This window comes from Ruminiclostridium hungatei, assembly GCF_002051585.1.
Classification (GTDB): Bacteria; Bacillota; Clostridia; order Acetivibrionales; family DSM-1351; genus Ruminiclostridium; species Ruminiclostridium hungatei.
This window is the reverse complement of sequence record NZ_MZGX01000018.1, coordinates 76,816-95,151: the sequence shown is the minus strand read 5'-3', so window position 1 is coordinate 95,151 and position 18,336 is coordinate 76,816. Positions and strand designations below refer to the sequence as shown.

Here is an 18,336-nt window from a genome sequence, read left to right as displayed (position 1 = left end):
TTTTACTCTTCACTAATAATAATTTTTTGCAATATTTATAAAATTTTGGAAAATTTGTACGATTTTTGTTGTAAAATAACTTCCAAAGTTATACAATTATATTGAGATGACGTTGATTTTCATTCTTCACTTGACTATTTGCCACTGTTATTCCCTATAAATAATCCCCATGGATATTTAAAAAGCAAAATACGCCCAAAGGCAAAAGTTCCACTTCATGCCTGAAATGAAAGGAATGACTATACCTATGAAAACAGAATTTGATGAAGAGAAAAAAGCTTTAGTATTTTTAAAAGATGCTGACCAGGATGCGGTGCTTAAAATCTTAAAGGGAGGCATAACGGCTCTTCTTGAAACAATAAAAGCCCCTAAAATATTTAGCTGGGGATTTGGTGAGCTTTTCGATACTGTATTGGGTACTACCGACAGTACGCAGACTGTTCTGGCAAATATAGCGCAGAGTCTGGACTCAATAAATGATAAATTGGACAACCTGATAAAGCAAGTACTTGATCTGGGGTATGGTATGCAAATACAGGACTATATTGACTACACCCAAAAAATGTCCATAATAAACAGTACATTTCTAGCCGAACTCCAGGCGGTGGATGCTTTATCGGATGGGGATGATAAAGCCCAGAAACAGAAGAATCTGATTTCCGACATGAATTATGATGATTTTTACACCCAAGTGCTGGTGCTTGGCAAAAAATTGCTGGATACTTCCTCCATCACAGGCTCCAATCTGTTTACGACTTTTGACAAGCTGGCAGTAAATACATATAAATGGGAACATCAGGGCTATGAGCCAAGGGCCTTGTTCCGCAACGGGGCATTGGGGCTGTACCTGTCCCTTACAAGTTTTTGTGAGATTGCAATACAAGGTACAATTAAGGACATGGATTCAAGTCAGGTGACAGAAATTGCAAAGCTCCAGAATTTTCACAATAACCTGAAGGATCAGATTACTGATGTAAACAATATGGTGGCTGCCACTGACATTATTAAAAGGGGTGACGATGTACGCTACTATCAGGTGAGCGGTCACGAAAGGCTGATGTCTTCGGTGCCACAGCGCATGAGTGTGCCTCCCATAAACTATAACCAAATCGACTACAGGGACTTGACGTATTTTGTAGTTACAAGCAACGGACAGCCTGTACCCGAGCTGGAATGGTATCAGGCCGTCCGCAATGATTACGGCAATGGTCAGACTTTGTTTAATATTTTCTTCAGCCCTGATGAAGGCAACTTGTATAACACACCGGGTTTTTCAGAAACAGACTGGTATGTGGTTAAAGCACTGTACTGCCAGAATGAGGTGATGGAGTCCTTTGCTTCGGGTACCATTATTGCCAGTGACGGCACGGTAAACAGTGACTACAAGCTGGCTACCTCTGAGACAAATGGAGGTAGAATCCATTTTTGGAGAAACCCCGATACCAATCTTGTAGGTATTCAAACCGTAACCGGATAATTGTATATAAATCCAATCCAATAAGAGGTACCGGTTAATAATTTCATTATTAATTGAGTATATTGTGTATATGTGGCGAACCCCGGGCTCCTAACCTGTTTGTAAGGTTAGGAGCCCGGGGTTTTTACGGGTTTTTTACAGTTTGTAACTAAATAAAACAAACAAGAAAAAATTTCACAAATATAATTACAGTATATGTAAAAAGTGGTAAAATGAAGCTGGAATCTCGTGGCGGGATTTAGGGAAAATCAAATTATCTTGAATAATTTAAGGGGGTAAAACATGAAAAGGATAAGTATTATTCTGGTGCTTGCCATTCTTCTGACAGGCATTATTCCTCAAACGGTTGCGGCTGAGGAAACAAATTTCAACTATGTTGATGCTTTTGCCAAATCCATTCTTTTCTACGAAGCAAACTGGTGCGGTCCGGATGCCGGAAACAACAGGATCAAATGGCGTGGACCCTGCCATATTGAGGATGGGAAGGATGTTGGACTGGATTTGACCGGGGGCTTCCACGACTGCGGAGACCATGTCAAGTTCGGGTTGCCTCAATGTGCCTCGGCGTCCACACTTGCGTGGTCCTACTATGAATTTAAGGATGTTTTTATTGCCAAGGGACAGGACGAATATATGCTGAATATTCTGAAGCATTTTTGTGACTATTTTATAAAATGCTTCCCCAATAAGACTACTTTCTATTATCAGGTGGGAGACGGAGATGTAGACCATCAGTACTGGGGTCCGCCTGAACTTCAAACCTATGACAGGCCTGCATATTATGCCGCCACACCGTCAAATCCCGGTTCTGATGTTGCAGGAGATGCGGCGGCAGCACTGGCACTGATGTACCTGAACTATAAGGACAGGGATTCCGTATATGCTGACAAATGCCTGCAATATGCCAAGGATTTATATAATTTTGGCATGACCTACAGGGGAAACAGCAAAGGACAAAGCTACTACCTGCCCAGGGATTATCTGGATGAACTCATGTGGGGCTCAATATGGCTTTATGTTGCAACTAATGATCAGACATATATGAATAATGTGGAGAAACTGATGGTAGAGAAAAAAATCAGCGGAGACAACATGTTCAACGACAACTGGACACAGTGCTGGGATTATGTTTTGACAGGAGTATTTATCAAGCTTGCGACACTTTCAAATGATCCCAGGTATAAAATAATTGCCGAGGATCATCTGGATTACTGGCAGAACAGGCTGAAGTCTACTCCAGGAGGGCTGAGATATCTGGATAGCTGGGGTGTATGCAAATATCCGGCAGCGGAGAGTATGGTGCAGCTTGTATACTACAAGGAAACCGGGAACAAGAAATACCTTGATTTTGCCAAATCTCAGATTGATTACATACTGGGAAAAAATCCAAATAACATGTCATACATGGTAGGCTTTGGAGACAACTACCCGAAATACCCGCATCACAGGGCGGCAAGCGGTGTACTTGAAGGGCCTCCGGCAGACGAAAAGAAGGAATTGCCCGAAAGGCATATCCTGTACGGTGCACTTGTGGGCGGCGCAGATATGAAGGATGAGTATCATGATAATGTAAATGAATATGTATACTCTGAAACCGGATTGGACTATAATGCCGGACTTGTTGGGGCACTGGCGGGAATGTCCAAATACCTGGGAGGAAATCAGATGCCTGGGCCTACTCCCGGTATTGAAGGTGAACCTACAAACTATTATTCTGAAGCTAAAATATACAAAAAAAGTAACGAAGGCCTGACAATCGACCTTAATCTGTACAACATCGTCACATCACCTCCCAAATATGAAACCGGCTTATCCTGCAAGTATTTTATGGACCTGTCGGAATTTGCCGTAGCAGGCATCAATCCTTCAAAATTCACAACTAAAGTATATTACTCCCCGGCCAAAGCTGAAATATCTTCAATACAGCCCTGGGACAAGGACAAAAACATCTACTATGTTGAGGTGACCTTCCCCAACAGCCAGTTGTATGCAAGAACCTATGTCCAATTTGCAGTGTACAACTACGAGAGCAAGCTGTGGGATTCCTCCAATGATTTCTCGGCAGTGGGGCTTAATGATACCGCATATACAAAGCTGGAAAACATACCTATTTACAAAAGCGGTGTCAAGGTATACGGCAAAGATCCCTCAGGTGGAACAGAAATACTGTACGGAGATCTGAACGATGACAAGCAGGTGGACGCTATAGATTTTGCCCTGCTGAAAAAATATCTGCTTAGCTCGGATTCCAGCGGAATAAATATAAAAAATGCCGATGTGAATCAGGACGGAGATGTAAATGCTTTGGACTTTGCAAATCTGAGACTTTACTTGCTGGGTAAGGCAGTATTGCCTGTAGTCCAATAATTGCTCCTATATCTTGAATTTAAGAATTTTCGGGAGGTTTATGATGAGTAATAAACACAAATTTATAAAGAGCCTGTCACTTATTCTGACAGCCAGTGTTATTGCGGTACAGCTATTTACGGCGGGGGCGGCATATGCCGAAGCCCCTCCTGCCACATTCACACCGGCGGAAAATTGGGAAAGCTATAATTACTTCAACTTTGCAGAGGCGCTTCAAAAATCCCTGTATTTTTACGATGCCGAAAAGTGTGGTGCCGAAGCCGGATATGACAAAGGCGGAAGGCTGGAATGGAGGGGTTCCTGTCATGAGGGTGATGAAAAAATCCCTCTTTCCAATACCTCGCTTTCCAAAGCCTTTATTGATAAATACAGAGATATTCTGGACCCGGACGGGGACGGAACAATGGATTTGCACGGGGGCTTTCATGACGCAGGCGACCATGTCAGATTCGGACTTCCTCAGAGTTATACGGCAGGTACGCTGGGCTGGGGCTTTTACGAGTTCAGGGATGCCTACAAGGCAATTGGTGAAGAAGAGCACATGCTAGAAATATTAAGGTATTTTACAGATACATTTTTACGCTGCTCGTTTCTTGATAAGAATGGAAATATGATTGCATTCTGCTACATGGTTGGAGAAGGTGATGCAGACCATTGCTATTGGGGGCCGCCGGAGCTATACCCTGACAATATCCCAAGACCTGCCGACTTTGCTACCGCAGAAACGCCAGGCAGTGATGTTTGTGCCAGCACGGCAGCAACACTTTGCACCTCATATTTGATTTTTAAGGATTCCGATCCGCAGTATGCACAGAAGTGCCTGACCGTGGCAAAGGCCATGTATGACTTTGCAAAGAAATACAGAGGCCTTGCAAAAGGTGATGGCTATTATACCTCGGATTATGATGAAGACGAACTGGCCTGGGCTGCCGCATGGCTTTACCAGTGCACAGGAAATATGAACTATATTAAGGATATAGATTCGGTGGACGAAAAGGGAAATTATACCGGATACATGAAAAGGATAATACCTGAGACTTATAATACAAATACCTGGTACAATTCCTGGGTGCACTGCTGGGATGCCGTATGGGGAGGAACCTTCCTGAAGCTGAACGAGCTGTTGCCTGAAAATGAATTGTTTGATTTTATTGCCCGCTGGAATGTGGAGTATTTATCAGGTGGTATGGCAAAGCATAAGGACCCTAACGACAAAAACTATGCAAAGCCTTCTCCTGCCGGATATACCATGATAAATGGCTGGGGATCTGCCCGCTACAACACGGCTGCACAATTATCGGCACTGGTTTACATGAAAAACCATCCCGATAGGACCGATTTTGGAGCATGGGCCAAGAACCAGATGGAATACCTTATGGGACGGAACCCTATGGGATATTCCTACATAGTAGGCTATGGATACGAGCAGGGCCTGCCGTCTGTACAGCATCCTCACCACAGGGCAGCACACGGTTCAAAAACCAATAGTATGAATGATCCTGTGGAACACAGGCATATATTATGGGGAGCACTGGCTGGAGGACCTGATGTAACTGATTATCATATTGACTCTACCACTGAGTACGCCTACAATGAAGTAGCAGTTGACTATAACGCCGCCTTTGTAGGTGCCTGTGCCGGCTTGTACAAGTACTACGGTCAGGGTCAGAAACCGATAGCCAATTTCCCTCCCAAGGAGGCCAGAACTGACGACTACTATTGTGAGGCCAGAGTGGAACGGGAGACCAAAGACAGTACGCAGATTGTTCTGAGGGTGCATAACGAATCCAGTCAGCCCCCTCATTATGAAACAGGGCTTATGGTTAAATATTTCTTCAATATAAATGAGCTTTTGGAAAACGGACAGAGCATAGATGATGTCATATTTGCAATTGAGTATGACGAGCAGATTTCCATGCAGCAGGAACCTATAACCTACAGAGGGCCATTTAAATGGGATGATGCAGGAACCTATTATTACGAATTTGATTGGAGCGGCAGGAAAATATATGGGGACAGGGAACTGCAAATCTCCTTCAGAGCAAAGCAGGATTCAAATTATCTGACCCATTGGGATTCTTCCAATGACTATAGCAGAAAGAATGTTACAGGCACGTATGCAGTAACCAAGAATGTACCTGTATATTTGAACGGGGTATTGGTTTACGGAGAGGAAGCGCCAAAGCTTGAACCCCAGGATCCTCACGAAAATCCCGACACTTCACCTGCAGCTATAGGCGTAACCTATAAATGCGGTGCAATTGATCCCTCAAAAAATACAATAAGGGCTGCAATAAATATAAAGAATACCGGAAGCGTACCTGTTAATCTTTCTGACATAAAGGTCCGCTACTGGTTTACACGGGACGGCAACAGTGATAATTCATTCACCTGTGAGTATGCGGTTTGCGGAACTGATAAGGTTATGGGGAAAATCAACAGCATCAGCAATCCTGTTACAGGAGCCGACAGCTATTGTGAAATTTCATTTGCAGACAGCGCCGGCAAGCTTGCTCCGGGGGCCAGTACGGGAAATATGCCTTTCAGGATAGAAAGCACTGCCGCCTATGATCAGACAAATGACTATTCCTATAACTCCAAAATGGCAAGTGAATTTGGAGATAATAATAAAATTTCAGCTTATGTCAAGGGTGAGCTGAAATATGGAACCGAGCCTGTGACAACCGGTTATCTGGCAGGTGATGTTGACGGCAGCGGAACTATTGATGCCATTGACTATGCTCTTCTGAAAAGTTATATGCTTGGCGGTATACAATTGGATTCAGAGGCGCTTATCCGTGCAGATGCAAATAAAGACGGAGCGGTAAATGTAATTGACCTTGCGGTTATTAAAAAGTATCTTCTTGAACAATAGCAGCTCCGCATCTGAAGACGGTTTTATTTAAAAGGCCTATGTCCCATATGACCTTAGGCTCTGAAATATGTTGGAAATCCAGATTGTCTTATTAATTAAGATTTTCTGGATTTTTTTTGTTCAGGAAGTCTTGGCTGTTTTATATAATTGAGCATCCTCTCTGAAAATTCGACCAAATATAAATAAAAATTACAAATTATTATGGTTATTCTTTGAGAAAATAATTATAATCTTAATAACAGATACTTATCATATGCTGATAAATGAGATAAACCGAAGGAGGATATTTAATTGAAGACATTTACAGATAGGAAAAATACTGAAAATGATGCAGCCCAGGGGTTGCCGGAGGATGGTGCAAAAATTCCGATTGTGCTGTCAGGTGAAGCCGCTTCCATTTATATAGATCCTCAGGCAAAGGATTATGCCGGATTAAAGAGGGTGGCGGATTCCCTGGCAGAGGATATAAAATTGATTACAGGCATAATCCCGGCAGTAGTAACAGAAGCCGGCGCGCTTAGGGGCACAGTGATAATTGCAGGATCTGCCGGAAATAACTCTCTGATAAGTCAACTGGTTCAAAAGGGTGAGCTGTCTGTTTCGGAGATAGAAAACAAATGGGAATGCTACAAGATACAGGTGGTTGACAGGCCTCTGCCAGAAGTGGATAAGGCAATTGTAATTGTCGGAAGTGACAAGAGGGGAACTATTTACGGTATATATCATATTTCAGAATTAATGGGAGTCAGTCCCTGGGTCTATTGGGGAGATGCGCTGCCGGACAGGCGGAAGGAGCTGCTTTTCTCAGAAAATCAGCTAGGGATCATATCAAGGGAACCGACCGTAAAATACAGGGGTTTTTTTCTGAACGATGAGTGGCCATCTCTTGGAACATGGGTTACAGGAACCTTTGGAGATTTTAATGAAGAATTTTATGATAAGGTGTTCCAGCTTATATTGAGATTAAAGGGTAATTTCATGTGGCCTGCCATGTGGAGCGCAGTTTTCAGCGAGAACGGAAAGAGCAGTTCCATAGCCAATGCAAGGCTTGCCCATGAATATGGCATTGTTATGGGCACATCCCACCATGAGCCCATGTTCCGGGCTGGTGAAGAGTGGAAGAAAATAAACCGGCAGTATGGGAACAATGAGGCATGGGATTTTTCAACCAACGAAGAGGCCATAACCAGGTTCTGGGAAGACGGCTTAATGCGGAATAAGGAGTTTGAAAGCCTGATTACAATCGGTATGAGAGGTGAACAGGACTCTGCTCTGAAGGGGTCGGAAAAGAAGAATATAGAGCTGCTGAAAAAAATCATAAAAACACAAAAGGACCTTCTGAAAAAGCATGGACTGGAGAGGGCACCCCAGGTACTCACAATATATAAGGAGGTGGAAAAATACTGGTATGGCTCAGAAACCGCCGAAGGACTCAGATATTGGGACGTACTGGACGATGTAACTATCATGCTGGCGGATGACAACTTTGCAAATGTCCGGACCCTGCCTGCCGAAAATGAGCGCAGCCGCAAGGCTGGCTGGGGTATGTACTACCATTTCGATTATCACGGCGGACCCCGCTCATATGAATGGATTAACACCACTCCTCTTGAAAAGGTATGGGAGCAAATGTCCATGACATTTGATTACGGAGTAAGAGATATATGGATTGTAAACATAGGAGATTTGAAGCCCATGGAATTTCCGGTATCTTATTTTATGGATCTGGCCTATGATTTTGATACCTGGGGGAAAAACGGCCGGAATAAAACCAGAGAATATACTGAAATGTGGGTTTCAAGGCAGTTTGGAAAAGGTTTGGAAGACAGGGTGTCAAACGGTATAGCAGATGTATTGTCGGATTATACAAAAATGAATGGCAGCAGAAAGCCCGAGGTAACCTATCAGGATACTTATAGCTGCATAAATTATAACGAGGCACAGAGGGTTTTGGAAAAGGCAGCGGACCTGGAAAACAGGGCAAGCCAATATAAAAAGCTGGTTCCTGAAACTTCCGGGGACGCCTATTATCAGTTGGTTAATTATCCTGCGGCGGCATCTGCAAATATAGTGAAAATGCAGATTTATGCAGGTCTGAATAATTTGTATCACAAGCGCAGGAGCGTGCTGGCAAACCATTTTGCCGATTTGGTGCAGGAATGCATAGATGCGGACGGCAATATGCAAAAGCATTACAATGAAGTCATGTCCGGCGGCAAGTGGAAGGGCATCATGAGTTCGCCGCATATAGGCTATACCCAGTGGAGTCCTGAGGGATGGAAGTACCCGGCAGTCAAAAGAATCACACCGAAAAAGCGAAGCCGTATGATTGTTGACGTTGAGGGCAGCGAGCCTGGCTATACTTCGGATTGCTGTGAATTGCCGGTATTTACGAACCTGCTGAAAGAGCGCCGTTCTTTTACAATCAGCAATGGTGGAAGTGGGGAGTTCGAATACAGCGTTGAAGCTGATGCCGATTGGATTATAGTTGACAAAATGACTGGAAGAGTCGGGTTAGGGCAGACAATAGCCGTAACCGTTGACTGGGGTAGAGTTTCCGCCTCTGCACAGGGCTTAATAACTGTTTGTGGTGCGGGGAAAACCGTACAGGTCAAGGTTGTGGCTGAAGTCACAGACACTGAAGGCTTGCAGCACATGACATTTGTTGAGGCACAGGGCGTAGTTTCCATTGAAGCGGAGCATACAGCGGACAGGGGTGAAAAATCCGGCGTGGAATGGAAGGTAATTGAAAATTACGGGCGTACCTTGTCAGCAGTTAAGATGTTCCCCACAACTGTGTCTTTTGAGTCGCCGGAGGCTGCTCCATATTTGGAATATAAAATAAAAGTCAACAGGGATTCGGAATATATATTAACAACCTATACAGCTCCCACTAATAATTTGTATGAAAAAAGCAGATTGAGGTATGCGGTTGCTTTTGACGGGGGAGCTGCTACAGTGGCAGATGCTCTGCCTCCGGAATTTATTGCAGGCAGTTATGAAAATGATATCTGGTGCGATGCCGTGCTGGACAATATTCATATAACCAGTACCAACCACAAATTGGCCAGGGGAGTACACACCCTCCGCTTTTATGGCTTGGATGCGGGTTTGGTTCTGCAAAAGCTGGTTTTATCCCGGGAGGAGCTTCCAAAATCATACTTTGGGCCGTGTGAGAGCTTCTATGTGGGGCGAACCGTTTAACCAAATAAGAACATTAAAAAACCAACCTTCTGAACTTGTATTTTTAAGCAGAAGGTTGGTTTCTTATATAAAATGCAAGTTTTCTTGTTATAATGACTCAGGTTTCAGAGATTATCCTGCCGATGTCGTCCAGGTCATAGCCACCCAGACCCTGCAATTCCAGTTTGAATTCCTCTGAACGGAGTATGGAAAAAATGGCATCTGCAGCAGGAGTATTTATATCTTCCTTTTTAAGAATCATATCATACTGTTCTTTCTGAATGGGTATAAAGTCTATGCCCTGCACCTGCAAACAGGCTTTTTCATTGCCTATGCCACAATCAGCCTCACCGCGGGCAACGCTGCTGGCTACCGCAATATGGGACTGGTACTCCTTGTAATAACCTTTTATGCTTCTTCCGGATATGCCCATTTTGCGCAAATGCTCATCCAGCAGTATTCTGGTTCCGCTGCCCTTTTCACGGTTAACAATGGTTATATCCGGGCGTCTCAGATCACGCCAATCCCTTATTTCCCGGGGATTGCCCTTGGATACGTAAAAACCCTGCATTCTGCCTGCCAGACGGATAATAACAGCCGGGGTACCCGGAAGCATCCTTTCGATGTAGGAGACATTATACTCTCCTGTTTTGCTATCCCACATATGTGCTGTTGCCGCCTGGACCTCTCCCTGATACAATGCATATACGGCATTATAGCTTCCCTCATATGAGCGGAGGGCGCGGATTCCGGCAGGATGCTTGTTGAGATAGCGGCATAAGATATCCAGAATGACATCCTGGCCGGATATGATAAAGGTGTTATTAGAAGAAAAGTACTGTTCTTCGTATGCCGCAGGAACCGTACTTTTTACAGCATCCGCAAGACCGGCCTCCTGGACTGGAATCTTGGTTTTGTTTTTATACTTTTCCACATCCGACAAATCCACTCTCAGCTTTTTTCCAACCCTATAGGAATTTAATTCCCTTCGCTTCATTAGATCATAAACAGTGCTTTTGGAAATCTTTAATATATCTGCAACTTCCTGAGGAGTTAAAGGCCTGTTATCCATAGCGTTTTTACTTGCCTTTCATCTAAGGTTTTATATGATTATAGCATATTTTGTTTTTTAAAAATATATAAATTGTATATTGCAGATTATTTGTATGTATTTAGTCACAGCATTGGTTGCAGTTGGAGCAATCCGCACAGTCCCTGTGCCCGGACCTGGCAAATTCGTCTATTGAGAAGTCATATTCATCTATGTCATATGTGATTTCATTATTAAAGCTGACTTTTCCATTTTCAAAGCTTATTTTCAGCGGCTTGAAAAAATTGAAGCCTGTAAGGGGCACATATACCTTGTGGTAACCGCTGGCTGAACTGACGGTTACTTTCTCCCTGGAGGTAATTATTGATTTTATTGTTCCGGCTTTACAGAAAATTAATGAATTCTTATTTCCTGATATGCCTGAGGCCGTGGTGTCGTAAGCCGTTAAAAATCCTATGGGCGTTTCCAGAAGGACAGGTACTGCAGGTTCAAAGGAGCTTATGGCACCTCCCGGGTAAAAGGTTATTCCTGTTTTTATAAATTGTTCACCGGCAGGGGTCTTAAGTGTTATTCTTTGGCCTGGCCAGAAGGTGAGGTCGCTGATTTCTCCGTTTTCATAAAAGCCTATGGAAATTATCTTGGCTTTTATGCTCTGGCCGGCTAATGGAATGGAGAGTTCTTCTGCCAGGGAGTATTCGTCTGTTTCCTCCCAATAACCTGAAATCTGACCGTTCAGGGGGAAGACTCTTTTTAGACTGCCGCTTTCATAAAAAATAATAAGCTCAGCAGGAATAGAACCTATGGGAGTAGCTATGGCGGTTTGTTCATTCAAAGCTACCCTGCTGATTACTCCTGATTCAAAAAAGCTTACAGAATAGGTGTGCTTTTTTCGGATGCCTGCGTGCTCGTATTGGGGTATCAAAGCTCCCGGACCGGAATTTACAAGTACCGGCCTGTTTAAAATACAATGCTGTAATCGGCCGTCAGGATATGTTTCATAAAAGGGTAAAGTACTTCTGTCAATATTGTTTAAATCTGTAAACATGGGGTATACCTCCTTTAAAACCTTCAATAGCGGTTATTTGGGGCAAATAGTCACCTTGATGTCACCGCTGGCAGCCTTATCCGCAGAATAAATCAGACCCAGGTTTTCAAGCTCGTTATTAAACCATTTGGGGAGGTGGTCACAAATCAATTCCAACTGTTTAAAATTCCTTTCAGATATAAATGGCAGCAGAATTTTTTTTGAAGTCAGATGAGGATTCTGGTTTAAAGCAGCCTTTAAATCGAGAAAATACCGTCCTTCTTCATCTGACTTTTCCGGAGTCTTTCCGGTGACCGCTTCTGCCTTTGCCTGTGCGGCGGCAGCAAGTTCTTTGCTCTCCAGCTCATATATGGAATCCAGAAACTGTTCGGGTTTTCCGTCAACTTCATATATACTGAAGCGATAGGCCTCCAAAATACTGAACAACTGTCCGTTTACCTCCCTTGCTATGAAAATCCTGCAATCGCTTAGTTCGCTTATCATATGGGTTATTTTTTTCCGAAACTCCGGCAGCGTACGGCAATCTGCCAGAGTAAATTCAATATCCCTTGCAGCGTGCCAGGACGCATCTTGGGAATTGTGGGAATAAACTCTGATCCTGCCCTCCTCTGATAATGAGCATGTGGCATCCTGCTTGTTTAGATAGACAGCAAATGATTTCATATTAATCCTCCTTAAAATGTTAGTAATTGATGTTTCTATTCCGGCTTAAAAATATATCTTGATGCATAGTTGATACAAAATGGACAAAATATTTCCGGATTAAATAAAAATGTATTAAAGTATAGAGAAAGTACTGACGGTTATAAATATGTTATTTTAAGTTTACAACTTTTGAATGCAAGTTCATATTATTAATTATGCATAAAAACATGAAAAAAGAGTCGCAAAAAGTTAGTAATAATTTATAAAAAAACTTTAAAACCTGCACTAATTGCCAGTTATGGGATTTGAACAGCTTAATGAATTATGAAGGATTAGTCAAATAATTATTGCAAAAGTGTTGACATCTTATTCTAATTTGTTTATAATTGTGTCAAACAATACAAAATGAATAAAACATTTTAAATAATTCCAGATAGAATAGTTTTGTATTAAAAAACATACCAGCACTGAAGTTAAATCTTGTATTCACATGAGAGCCAATGGTGCCAATCAAGAAAATTCTTGTTTTATATGACGGCTATACAAAGTTCAAGTATGGCAACAATGCTGTATTATGTCATATAAAATCCATTTCAAAGACGCAATGCAAAAAAACTTATTGTGGCGGAGCCTTGTCAGGCCGTATTGCAGCCACCGTAGATCAAAAACTCCTAATCCCACAGTGAAGTGAAAAAGTGAAGTGAAGAGCAATCACTATTGAATCAATTAAGTTTATCAATTGAAAACAAAAAAATAATAATCCTGAAGTGAGATTTTACTACACAGTCAATCAAGCAATGTGGTTTGGTTTGATTTGTTATACCTTGATTGACCAGGTAGTTTAATTATAAATGCACTGTATTTTCAATACGTGCGGTAAATAAATATAAAAAAATTGGGTTTTATAAGGGGGCGTAGCTATGAGAAAAATAGCATTTTACGGAAAAGGTGGGATAGGAAAATCCACCACACAGCAGAACACGGCTGCTGCAATGGCACATTTCTATGACAAGAAGGTTTTCATACATGGATGTGACCCGAAGGCTGACTCTACAAGATTGATTCTTGGGGGAAAACCACAGGAGACACTGATGGATACCTTGAGAGAAGAGGGTGAAGACGCTATAACCATCGAAAAGGTTGTAAAAACCGGCTTTAAAGGAATCAGGTGTGTCGAGTCGGGTGGACCCGAACCTGGTGTAGGCTGTGCCGGAAGAGGTGTTATTACAGCAATTAACTTAATGGAAGAATTGGGTGCTTATACACCTGAACTGGATTTTACATTCTTTGATGTTTTGGGTGACGTTGTTTGTGGAGGGTTTGCAATGCCTATCCGTGACGGTAAGGCAGAAGAGGTATATATTGTAGCTTCTGGAGAAATGATGGCGATTTATGCCGCAAACAATATCTGCAGAGGTCTTCTGAAATATGCAAATCAAAGCGGTGTCAGGCTTGGCGGTATAATATGCAACAGCCGCAAGGTTGATAATGAAGTTGAACTTATGGAAGAATTTACATCTGCAATCGGAACTAAAATGATTCATTTTGTGCCGAGAGACAATATTGTTCAAAAAGCTGAGTTCAATAAGAAGACCGTAGTAGAATATGATGATCAGGAAAATCAGGCAAAGGAATATGGCGAACTGGCAAGAAAAATCATTGAAAATGATTCGTTTGTAATCCCCAAGCCGCTCAGCATGGATCAGCTTGAAGCAATGGTAGTAAGATACGGTCTTATGGATTAGAGAAGGGGGTCTTAAAATATGCCGTTACAATTATTTAAATGCGACGAAGTTATTCCCGAACGTAAAAAGCATTGTTATATCAAGATGCCCGGAGAAGACATATCTGATTATTTGCCAAGTTCCAACGTAGAGACCATACCGGGCACCTTGTCTGAAAGAGGCTGCAGCTATTGCGGAGCAAAGCTGGTTATCGGCGGTGTTCTCAAGGACACCATTCAGATGATACATGGACCTGTAGGCTGTGCATACGATACCTGGCACACAAAAAGATATACCAGTGACAATGACAATTTTCAATTAAAATATGTCTGGTCCTCCGATTTGAAGGAAGGCCATATAGTATTCGGCGGCGAGAAACAGCTTAAAAAGAGTATAGTCGAAGCTTTCGCCGAGATGCCTCATATAAAAAGAATGTATATTTATACCACCTGCGGAACAGCTTTGATTGGTGATGATCCAAAGGCGGTGGCAAGAGATGTGGAAAAAGAATTGGGCGATGTTGACATATTTGTAGTTGAATGTCCGGGTTTCGCAGGCGTCAGCCAGTCAAAAGGCCATCATGTGCTGAATATTGCCTGGATGAACGAAAAGGTAGGAACTGTAGAACCTGAGATTACAAGTGATTACACAATTAATTTTATAGGTGATTACAATATTCAGGGTGATACCTTTGTTCTTGAGAAATATTTCAAGAGACTGGGCATTCAAATCGTGGGCCATTTTACAGGCAACGCAACCTATGATCAGTGCCGTTCCATGCACAGAGCAAAGCTTAGCGTGGTGAATTGTTCCAGATCGGCAGGCTACATTGCAAACGAGCTTAAAAAGAAATATGGAATCCCTCGTCTGGATATTGATACCTGGGGCTTTGACTACACTATGGCTGGTTTGAGAAAGGTAGGCATCTTCTTTGGAATTGAAGACAAGGTAGAAGAACTTGTTGCCGAAGAAATGGCCAAGTACAAACCCAAGATTGAATGGTACAAGGAAAGGCTGCAGGGCAAGAAAATGGCTATCTGGACAGGCGGACCCAGACTGTGGCACTGGACCAAGGCGGTAGAGGACGACCTGGGTATGGAGGTTGTAGCCATGTCTTCCAAGTTCGGACATCAGGAGGACTTTGAAAAGGTAATATCCAGAGGTCGTGAAGGTACTATTTATATAGATGACGGAAATGAGCTTGAATTCTTTGAAGTTTTGGACATGGTTAAGCCGGATGTTATTTTCACCGGGCCCAGAGTAGGTGAGCTTGTTAAAAAACTTCACATTCCATATATAAACGGTCATGCATATCATAACGGGCCATACATGGGCTTTGAGGGCTTTGCCAATATGGCCAGGGATATGTATAATGCCACTAATTCTCCACTTATGAAACTGGCCGCCAATGATATTAGAGTCGGCTGATTATTGATTAATCGAAAGGATGGATGATTTATGTTAATGATAAGGGCAATTATCAGACCTGAAAGAGTAGCTGAGGTACTTACCGAATTACTGGAATCGGGTTTTCCGGCAGTTACAAAAATGGATGTTATGGGACGTGGAAGACAAAGGGGAATTCAGTTCGGGGACATGTACTATGATGAAATACCCAAGGAAATGCTGCTGATGGTTGTAAAGGATGAGGATAAAGAGGATGTCATTGAAATATTGCTGAGAAAATCCAGAACAGGTACAAAAGGAGCCTTCGGTGACGGTAAGATTTTCATTAGCCCTGTACTGGAGGCCTATACCGTAAGTTCCGGACTAGATCAACTGTAAGGAGGCAAGTTTATGAAGGAAATTTTAGCTATCATAAGAATGGATATGATAAATCAGACAAAAGAAGCTTTGCTTACAAGGGGAATATCCGGCTTGAACTGCAGAAAAGTCATGGGCCGAGGCAAAAAGAAAGTTAATTTTACAGTGGTTGACAATAAAGTTTCCCCGAAGGTAGTTGAGGCAGTATCCGAGGAACACAGATTAATCCCGAAACGCATGTTGTCGGTGATTGTCAATGATTCGGATGCTCAAATGGTTATAGATACCATAATAAAGGTCAACAAAAAGGGTAATCCGGGCGACGGTAAAATATTTGTGCTTCCCGTCGAGGAAGTAATAAGGGTCAGCACAGGTGAACGCGGCGGTGCGGCAGTATAACCGATTATTCGGAATTGACGATGAAGGGGTGAGTTTTAATGGCAGATAAAGTGGCGGAATTGTATAAATTTTTTCAGCAGAGATATTTATGGCAGTTTTATTCCCGTGCATGGGACAGAGATGAAAACATAAACGGAATACTTGACAAATTGCCTGTCATATTTTCGGGAGGACAGCCGGAAGTAGCGGATACATTGAAGGACAGAGCCTTTTACGCTGAAGCCAGGATTGTAGCAATGGAGGTAACAGAGAGATATCCATGGGTTAAGGATATGGATGTGTCACAGCTTAAATCAACTATTGATGCAGTAAAGGAAAAGATTATTGACGTTACGATAACAAAGTCTCAAAATGGTGAGCTCAACATTCAAAATTATTAAAAACAAATTGATTGAACAAAGAGGTGATAAATATGACTTGTATGGTTAAGCAGAAGGACAGGACAGGTATAATCAACCCCATGTATAACTGTCAGCCGGCTGGTGCACAGTATGCCTGCATCGGAATAACTGATTGTATTCCTCTGGTTCACGGAGGTCAGGGCTGTAGCATGTTCGTAAGACTGCTGTTTGCACAGCATTTTAAAGAAAACTTCGATATAGCCTCGTCCTCCATACATGAAAGCGCCGCGGTTTTTGGCGGACTTGTAAGAGCTGAGGATGCAGTTGATACAATGCTGAAAAGATATCCTGATTTAAAAGTAATACCGATTATAACAACCTGCTCCACAGAAATAATCGGAGATGACATAGACGGCTTGGTTGGAAAAATGAGAAGAAGTATCAAGAAGAATTTTCCCGACAGGGAAGTTCACCTGATACCTGTTCACACTCCAAGTTTTAAAGGAAGCCATGTCAGTGGTTATAACGAAGCTATGACGGCATTGGTAACAACACTGGCAAAAAAAGGCAAGCCAAACGGAAAGCTGAATTTAATTACCGGTTGGGTAAATCCGGGAGATGTAACCGAATTTAAGTATATTTTAAAAGAAATGGGCGTGGAGGCAAACGTGCTCATGGATACTGAAAGCTTTGATTCGCCTACTATGCCGGGGAAGGATGCATTTTCTTTTGGAAGCACTACTGTTGAAGACATAATAGATTCTGCAAATGCGGTTGGAACCATTGCCCTTAACAGATATGAAGGAGCTGCGGCTGCCGAATATCTGAGGGATGAGTTGGAAGTTCCCGCTGTAATAGGGCCCACACCCATAGGAATTTCAAATACCGATAAGTTTATCAAAAACATAAGCCTGATGACCGGAAAAGCAGTTCCTGATTCTCTGGCAATTGAAAGAGGAAAGGCCATAGATGCTTTGGCTGATCTTGCACATATGTTCTTTGCAGATAAAAGGGTTGCCATATTTGGAAATCCCGATCTGGTGATTGCATTGGCGGAATTTTGCCTTGAGGTGGAATTGAAGCCCGTATTACTCCTGTTGGGCGATGACAATAAAGCCTATCAGAAGGACCCCAGATTGAAGCAGCTTGAAAAAAACATAGATTTTGATATGGAAGTTATCTGGAATGCCGATCTATGGGTGCTTGAAAAGAAGATAAAGGACAAGGAAATAGAGGTAGACCTCATAATGGGGCATTCAAAGGGCCGCTATGTGGCAATTGACAACAAGATACCCATGGTGAGAGTAGGATTCCCCACCTTTGACAGGGCAGGCATATACAGACAACCCGTAGTAGGATACAGAGGTGCGGTATATCTTGGTGAAACCATTGCAAACACCTTGTTTGCAGACATGGAGTTTAAGAAGGACAGAGAATGGATATTAAATACCTGGTGATGGATTAG

At 42.6% G+C, this 18,336-nt stretch carries 13 protein-coding genes; 10 read left to right on the top strand and 3 right to left on the bottom strand.

Features of this window, described 5'->3' with window-relative positions; genetic code table 11:
• The first annotated feature begins 247 nt into the window (after nt 1–247).
• The 4 genes from CLHUN_RS13725 to CLHUN_RS13710 all read left to right on the top strand — a co-directional run bounded on the left by CLHUN_RS13725 (nt 248) and on the right by CLHUN_RS13710 (nt 9,923).
• On the top strand, nt 248–1,477 hold the full coding sequence (locus tag CLHUN_RS13725; RefSeq protein ID WP_133051114.1) for a hypothetical protein: 1,230 nt from the start codon (nt 248–250) through the stop codon (nt 1,475–1,477).
• Between the two features lie 282 nt (nt 1,478–1,759).
• On the top strand, nt 1,760–3,844 hold the full coding sequence (locus CLHUN_RS13720; RefSeq protein WP_080065204.1) for a glycoside hydrolase family 9 protein: 2,085 nt from the start codon (nt 1,760–1,762) through the stop codon (nt 3,842–3,844).
• A gap of 40 nt (nt 3,845–3,884) precedes the next feature.
• Complete coding sequence (locus CLHUN_RS13715; protein ID WP_117387059.1) at nt 3,885–6,719, top strand: glycoside hydrolase family 9 protein; 2,835 nt, start codon at nt 3,885–3,887, stop codon at nt 6,717–6,719.
• 291 nt (nt 6,720–7,010) lie between these two features.
• A complete protein-coding gene (locus CLHUN_RS13710; RefSeq protein WP_242656518.1) occupies nt 7,011–9,923 on the top strand; it encodes a glycosyl hydrolase 115 family protein in 2,913 nt (970 codons plus the stop codon).
• 97 nt (nt 9,924–10,020) lie between these two features.
• Here CLHUN_RS13710 and CLHUN_RS13705 read toward each other — a convergent pair whose 3' ends face one another.
• The 3 genes from CLHUN_RS13705 to anfO all read right to left on the bottom strand — a co-directional run bounded on the left by CLHUN_RS13705 (nt 10,021) and on the right by anfO (nt 12,661).
• Nucleotides 10,021–10,974, bottom strand: a complete 954-nt coding sequence (locus CLHUN_RS13705) for a helix-turn-helix transcriptional regulator (protein ID WP_080065202.1) — start codon at nt 10,972–10,974, stop codon at nt 10,021–10,023.
• 100 nt (nt 10,975–11,074) lie between these two features.
• Complete coding sequence (locus CLHUN_RS13700; RefSeq protein WP_080065201.1) at nt 11,075–11,998, bottom strand: hypothetical protein; 924 nt, start codon at nt 11,996–11,998, stop codon at nt 11,075–11,077.
• A 33-nt stretch (nt 11,999–12,031) separates the two neighbouring features.
• Nucleotides 12,032–12,661 (bottom strand): Fe-only nitrogenase accessory protein AnfO, encoded by a 630-nt coding sequence (gene anfO, locus CLHUN_RS13695; protein ID WP_080065200.1) that lies wholly within the window; start codon nt 12,659–12,661, stop codon nt 12,032–12,034.
• A 902-nt stretch (nt 12,662–13,563) separates the two neighbouring features.
• Here anfO and nifH point away from each other — a divergent pair.
• Genes nifH through CLHUN_RS13665 form a run of 6 tightly spaced genes read left to right on the top strand, consistent with a single transcriptional unit; the run spans nt 13,564 to nt 18,328 of the window.
• Nucleotides 13,564–14,388 (top strand): nitrogenase iron protein, encoded by an 825-nt coding sequence (gene nifH, locus CLHUN_RS13690; RefSeq protein WP_080065199.1) that lies wholly within the window; start codon nt 13,564–13,566, stop codon nt 14,386–14,388.
• 18 nt (nt 14,389–14,406) lie between these two features.
• Nucleotides 14,407–15,795 carry a nitrogenase vanadium-iron protein, alpha chain gene (gene vnfD, locus CLHUN_RS13685; protein WP_080065198.1) on the top strand — a complete coding sequence of 463 codons (1,389 nt, stop codon included), beginning with the start codon at nt 14,407–14,409 and terminating at the stop codon, nt 15,793–15,795.
• 30 nt (nt 15,796–15,825) lie between these two features.
• A complete protein-coding gene (locus CLHUN_RS13680; RefSeq protein ID WP_080065197.1) occupies nt 15,826–16,152 on the top strand; it encodes a P-II family nitrogen regulator in 327 nt (108 codons plus the stop codon).
• Nucleotides 16,153–16,164: 12 nt separating this feature from the next.
• Entirely contained in the window at nt 16,165–16,530 is a 366-nt protein-coding gene (locus CLHUN_RS13675) for a P-II family nitrogen regulator (RefSeq protein WP_080065196.1), read from the top strand.
• A 38-nt stretch (nt 16,531–16,568) separates the two neighbouring features.
• Nucleotides 16,569–16,910, top strand: a complete 342-nt coding sequence (locus CLHUN_RS13670) for a Fe-only/vanadium nitrogenase subunit delta (protein ID WP_080065195.1) — start codon at nt 16,569–16,571, stop codon at nt 16,908–16,910.
• Between the two features lie 32 nt (nt 16,911–16,942).
• Nucleotides 16,943–18,328 carry a nitrogenase component 1 gene (locus tag CLHUN_RS13665; protein WP_080065194.1) on the top strand — a complete coding sequence of 462 codons (1,386 nt, stop codon included), beginning with the start codon at nt 16,943–16,945 and terminating at the stop codon, nt 18,326–18,328.
• Nucleotides 18,329–18,336: the final 8 nt, after the last annotated feature.

What these genes read in the sequence shown, in the direction of transcription:
- CLHUN_RS13725 (WP_133051114.1), top strand. Translation starts at nt 248, where the DNA reads ATGAAAACAGAATTTGATGAAGAGAAAAAAGCTTTAGTATTTTTAAAA.
- CLHUN_RS13720 (WP_080065204.1), top strand. Translation starts at nt 1,760, where the DNA reads ATGAAAAGGATAAGTATTATTCTGGTGCTTGCCATTCTTCTGACAGGC.
- CLHUN_RS13715 (WP_117387059.1), top strand. Translation starts at nt 3,885, where the DNA reads ATGATGAGTAATAAACACAAATTTATAAAGAGCCTGTCACTTATTCTG.
- CLHUN_RS13705 (WP_080065202.1), bottom strand. Translation starts at nt 10,974, where the DNA reads ATGGATAACAGGCCTTTAACTCCTCAGGAAGTTGCAGATATATTAAAG.
- CLHUN_RS13700 (WP_080065201.1), bottom strand. Translation starts at nt 11,998, where the DNA reads ATGTTTACAGATTTAAACAATATTGACAGAAGTACTTTACCCTTTTAT.
- anfO (WP_080065200.1), bottom strand. Translation starts at nt 12,661, where the DNA reads ATGAAATCATTTGCTGTCTATCTAAACAAGCAGGATGCCACATGCTCA.
- nifH (WP_080065199.1), top strand. Translation starts at nt 13,564, where the DNA reads ATGAGAAAAATAGCATTTTACGGAAAAGGTGGGATAGGAAAATCCACC.
- vnfD (WP_080065198.1), top strand. Translation starts at nt 14,407, where the DNA reads ATGCCGTTACAATTATTTAAATGCGACGAAGTTATTCCCGAACGTAAA.
- CLHUN_RS13680 (WP_080065197.1), top strand. Translation starts at nt 15,826, where the DNA reads ATGTTAATGATAAGGGCAATTATCAGACCTGAAAGAGTAGCTGAGGTA.
- CLHUN_RS13675 (WP_080065196.1), top strand. Translation starts at nt 16,165, where the DNA reads ATGAAGGAAATTTTAGCTATCATAAGAATGGATATGATAAATCAGACA.
- CLHUN_RS13670 (WP_080065195.1), top strand. Translation starts at nt 16,569, where the DNA reads ATGGCAGATAAAGTGGCGGAATTGTATAAATTTTTTCAGCAGAGATAT.
- CLHUN_RS13665 (WP_080065194.1), top strand. Translation starts at nt 16,943, where the DNA reads ATGACTTGTATGGTTAAGCAGAAGGACAGGACAGGTATAATCAACCCC.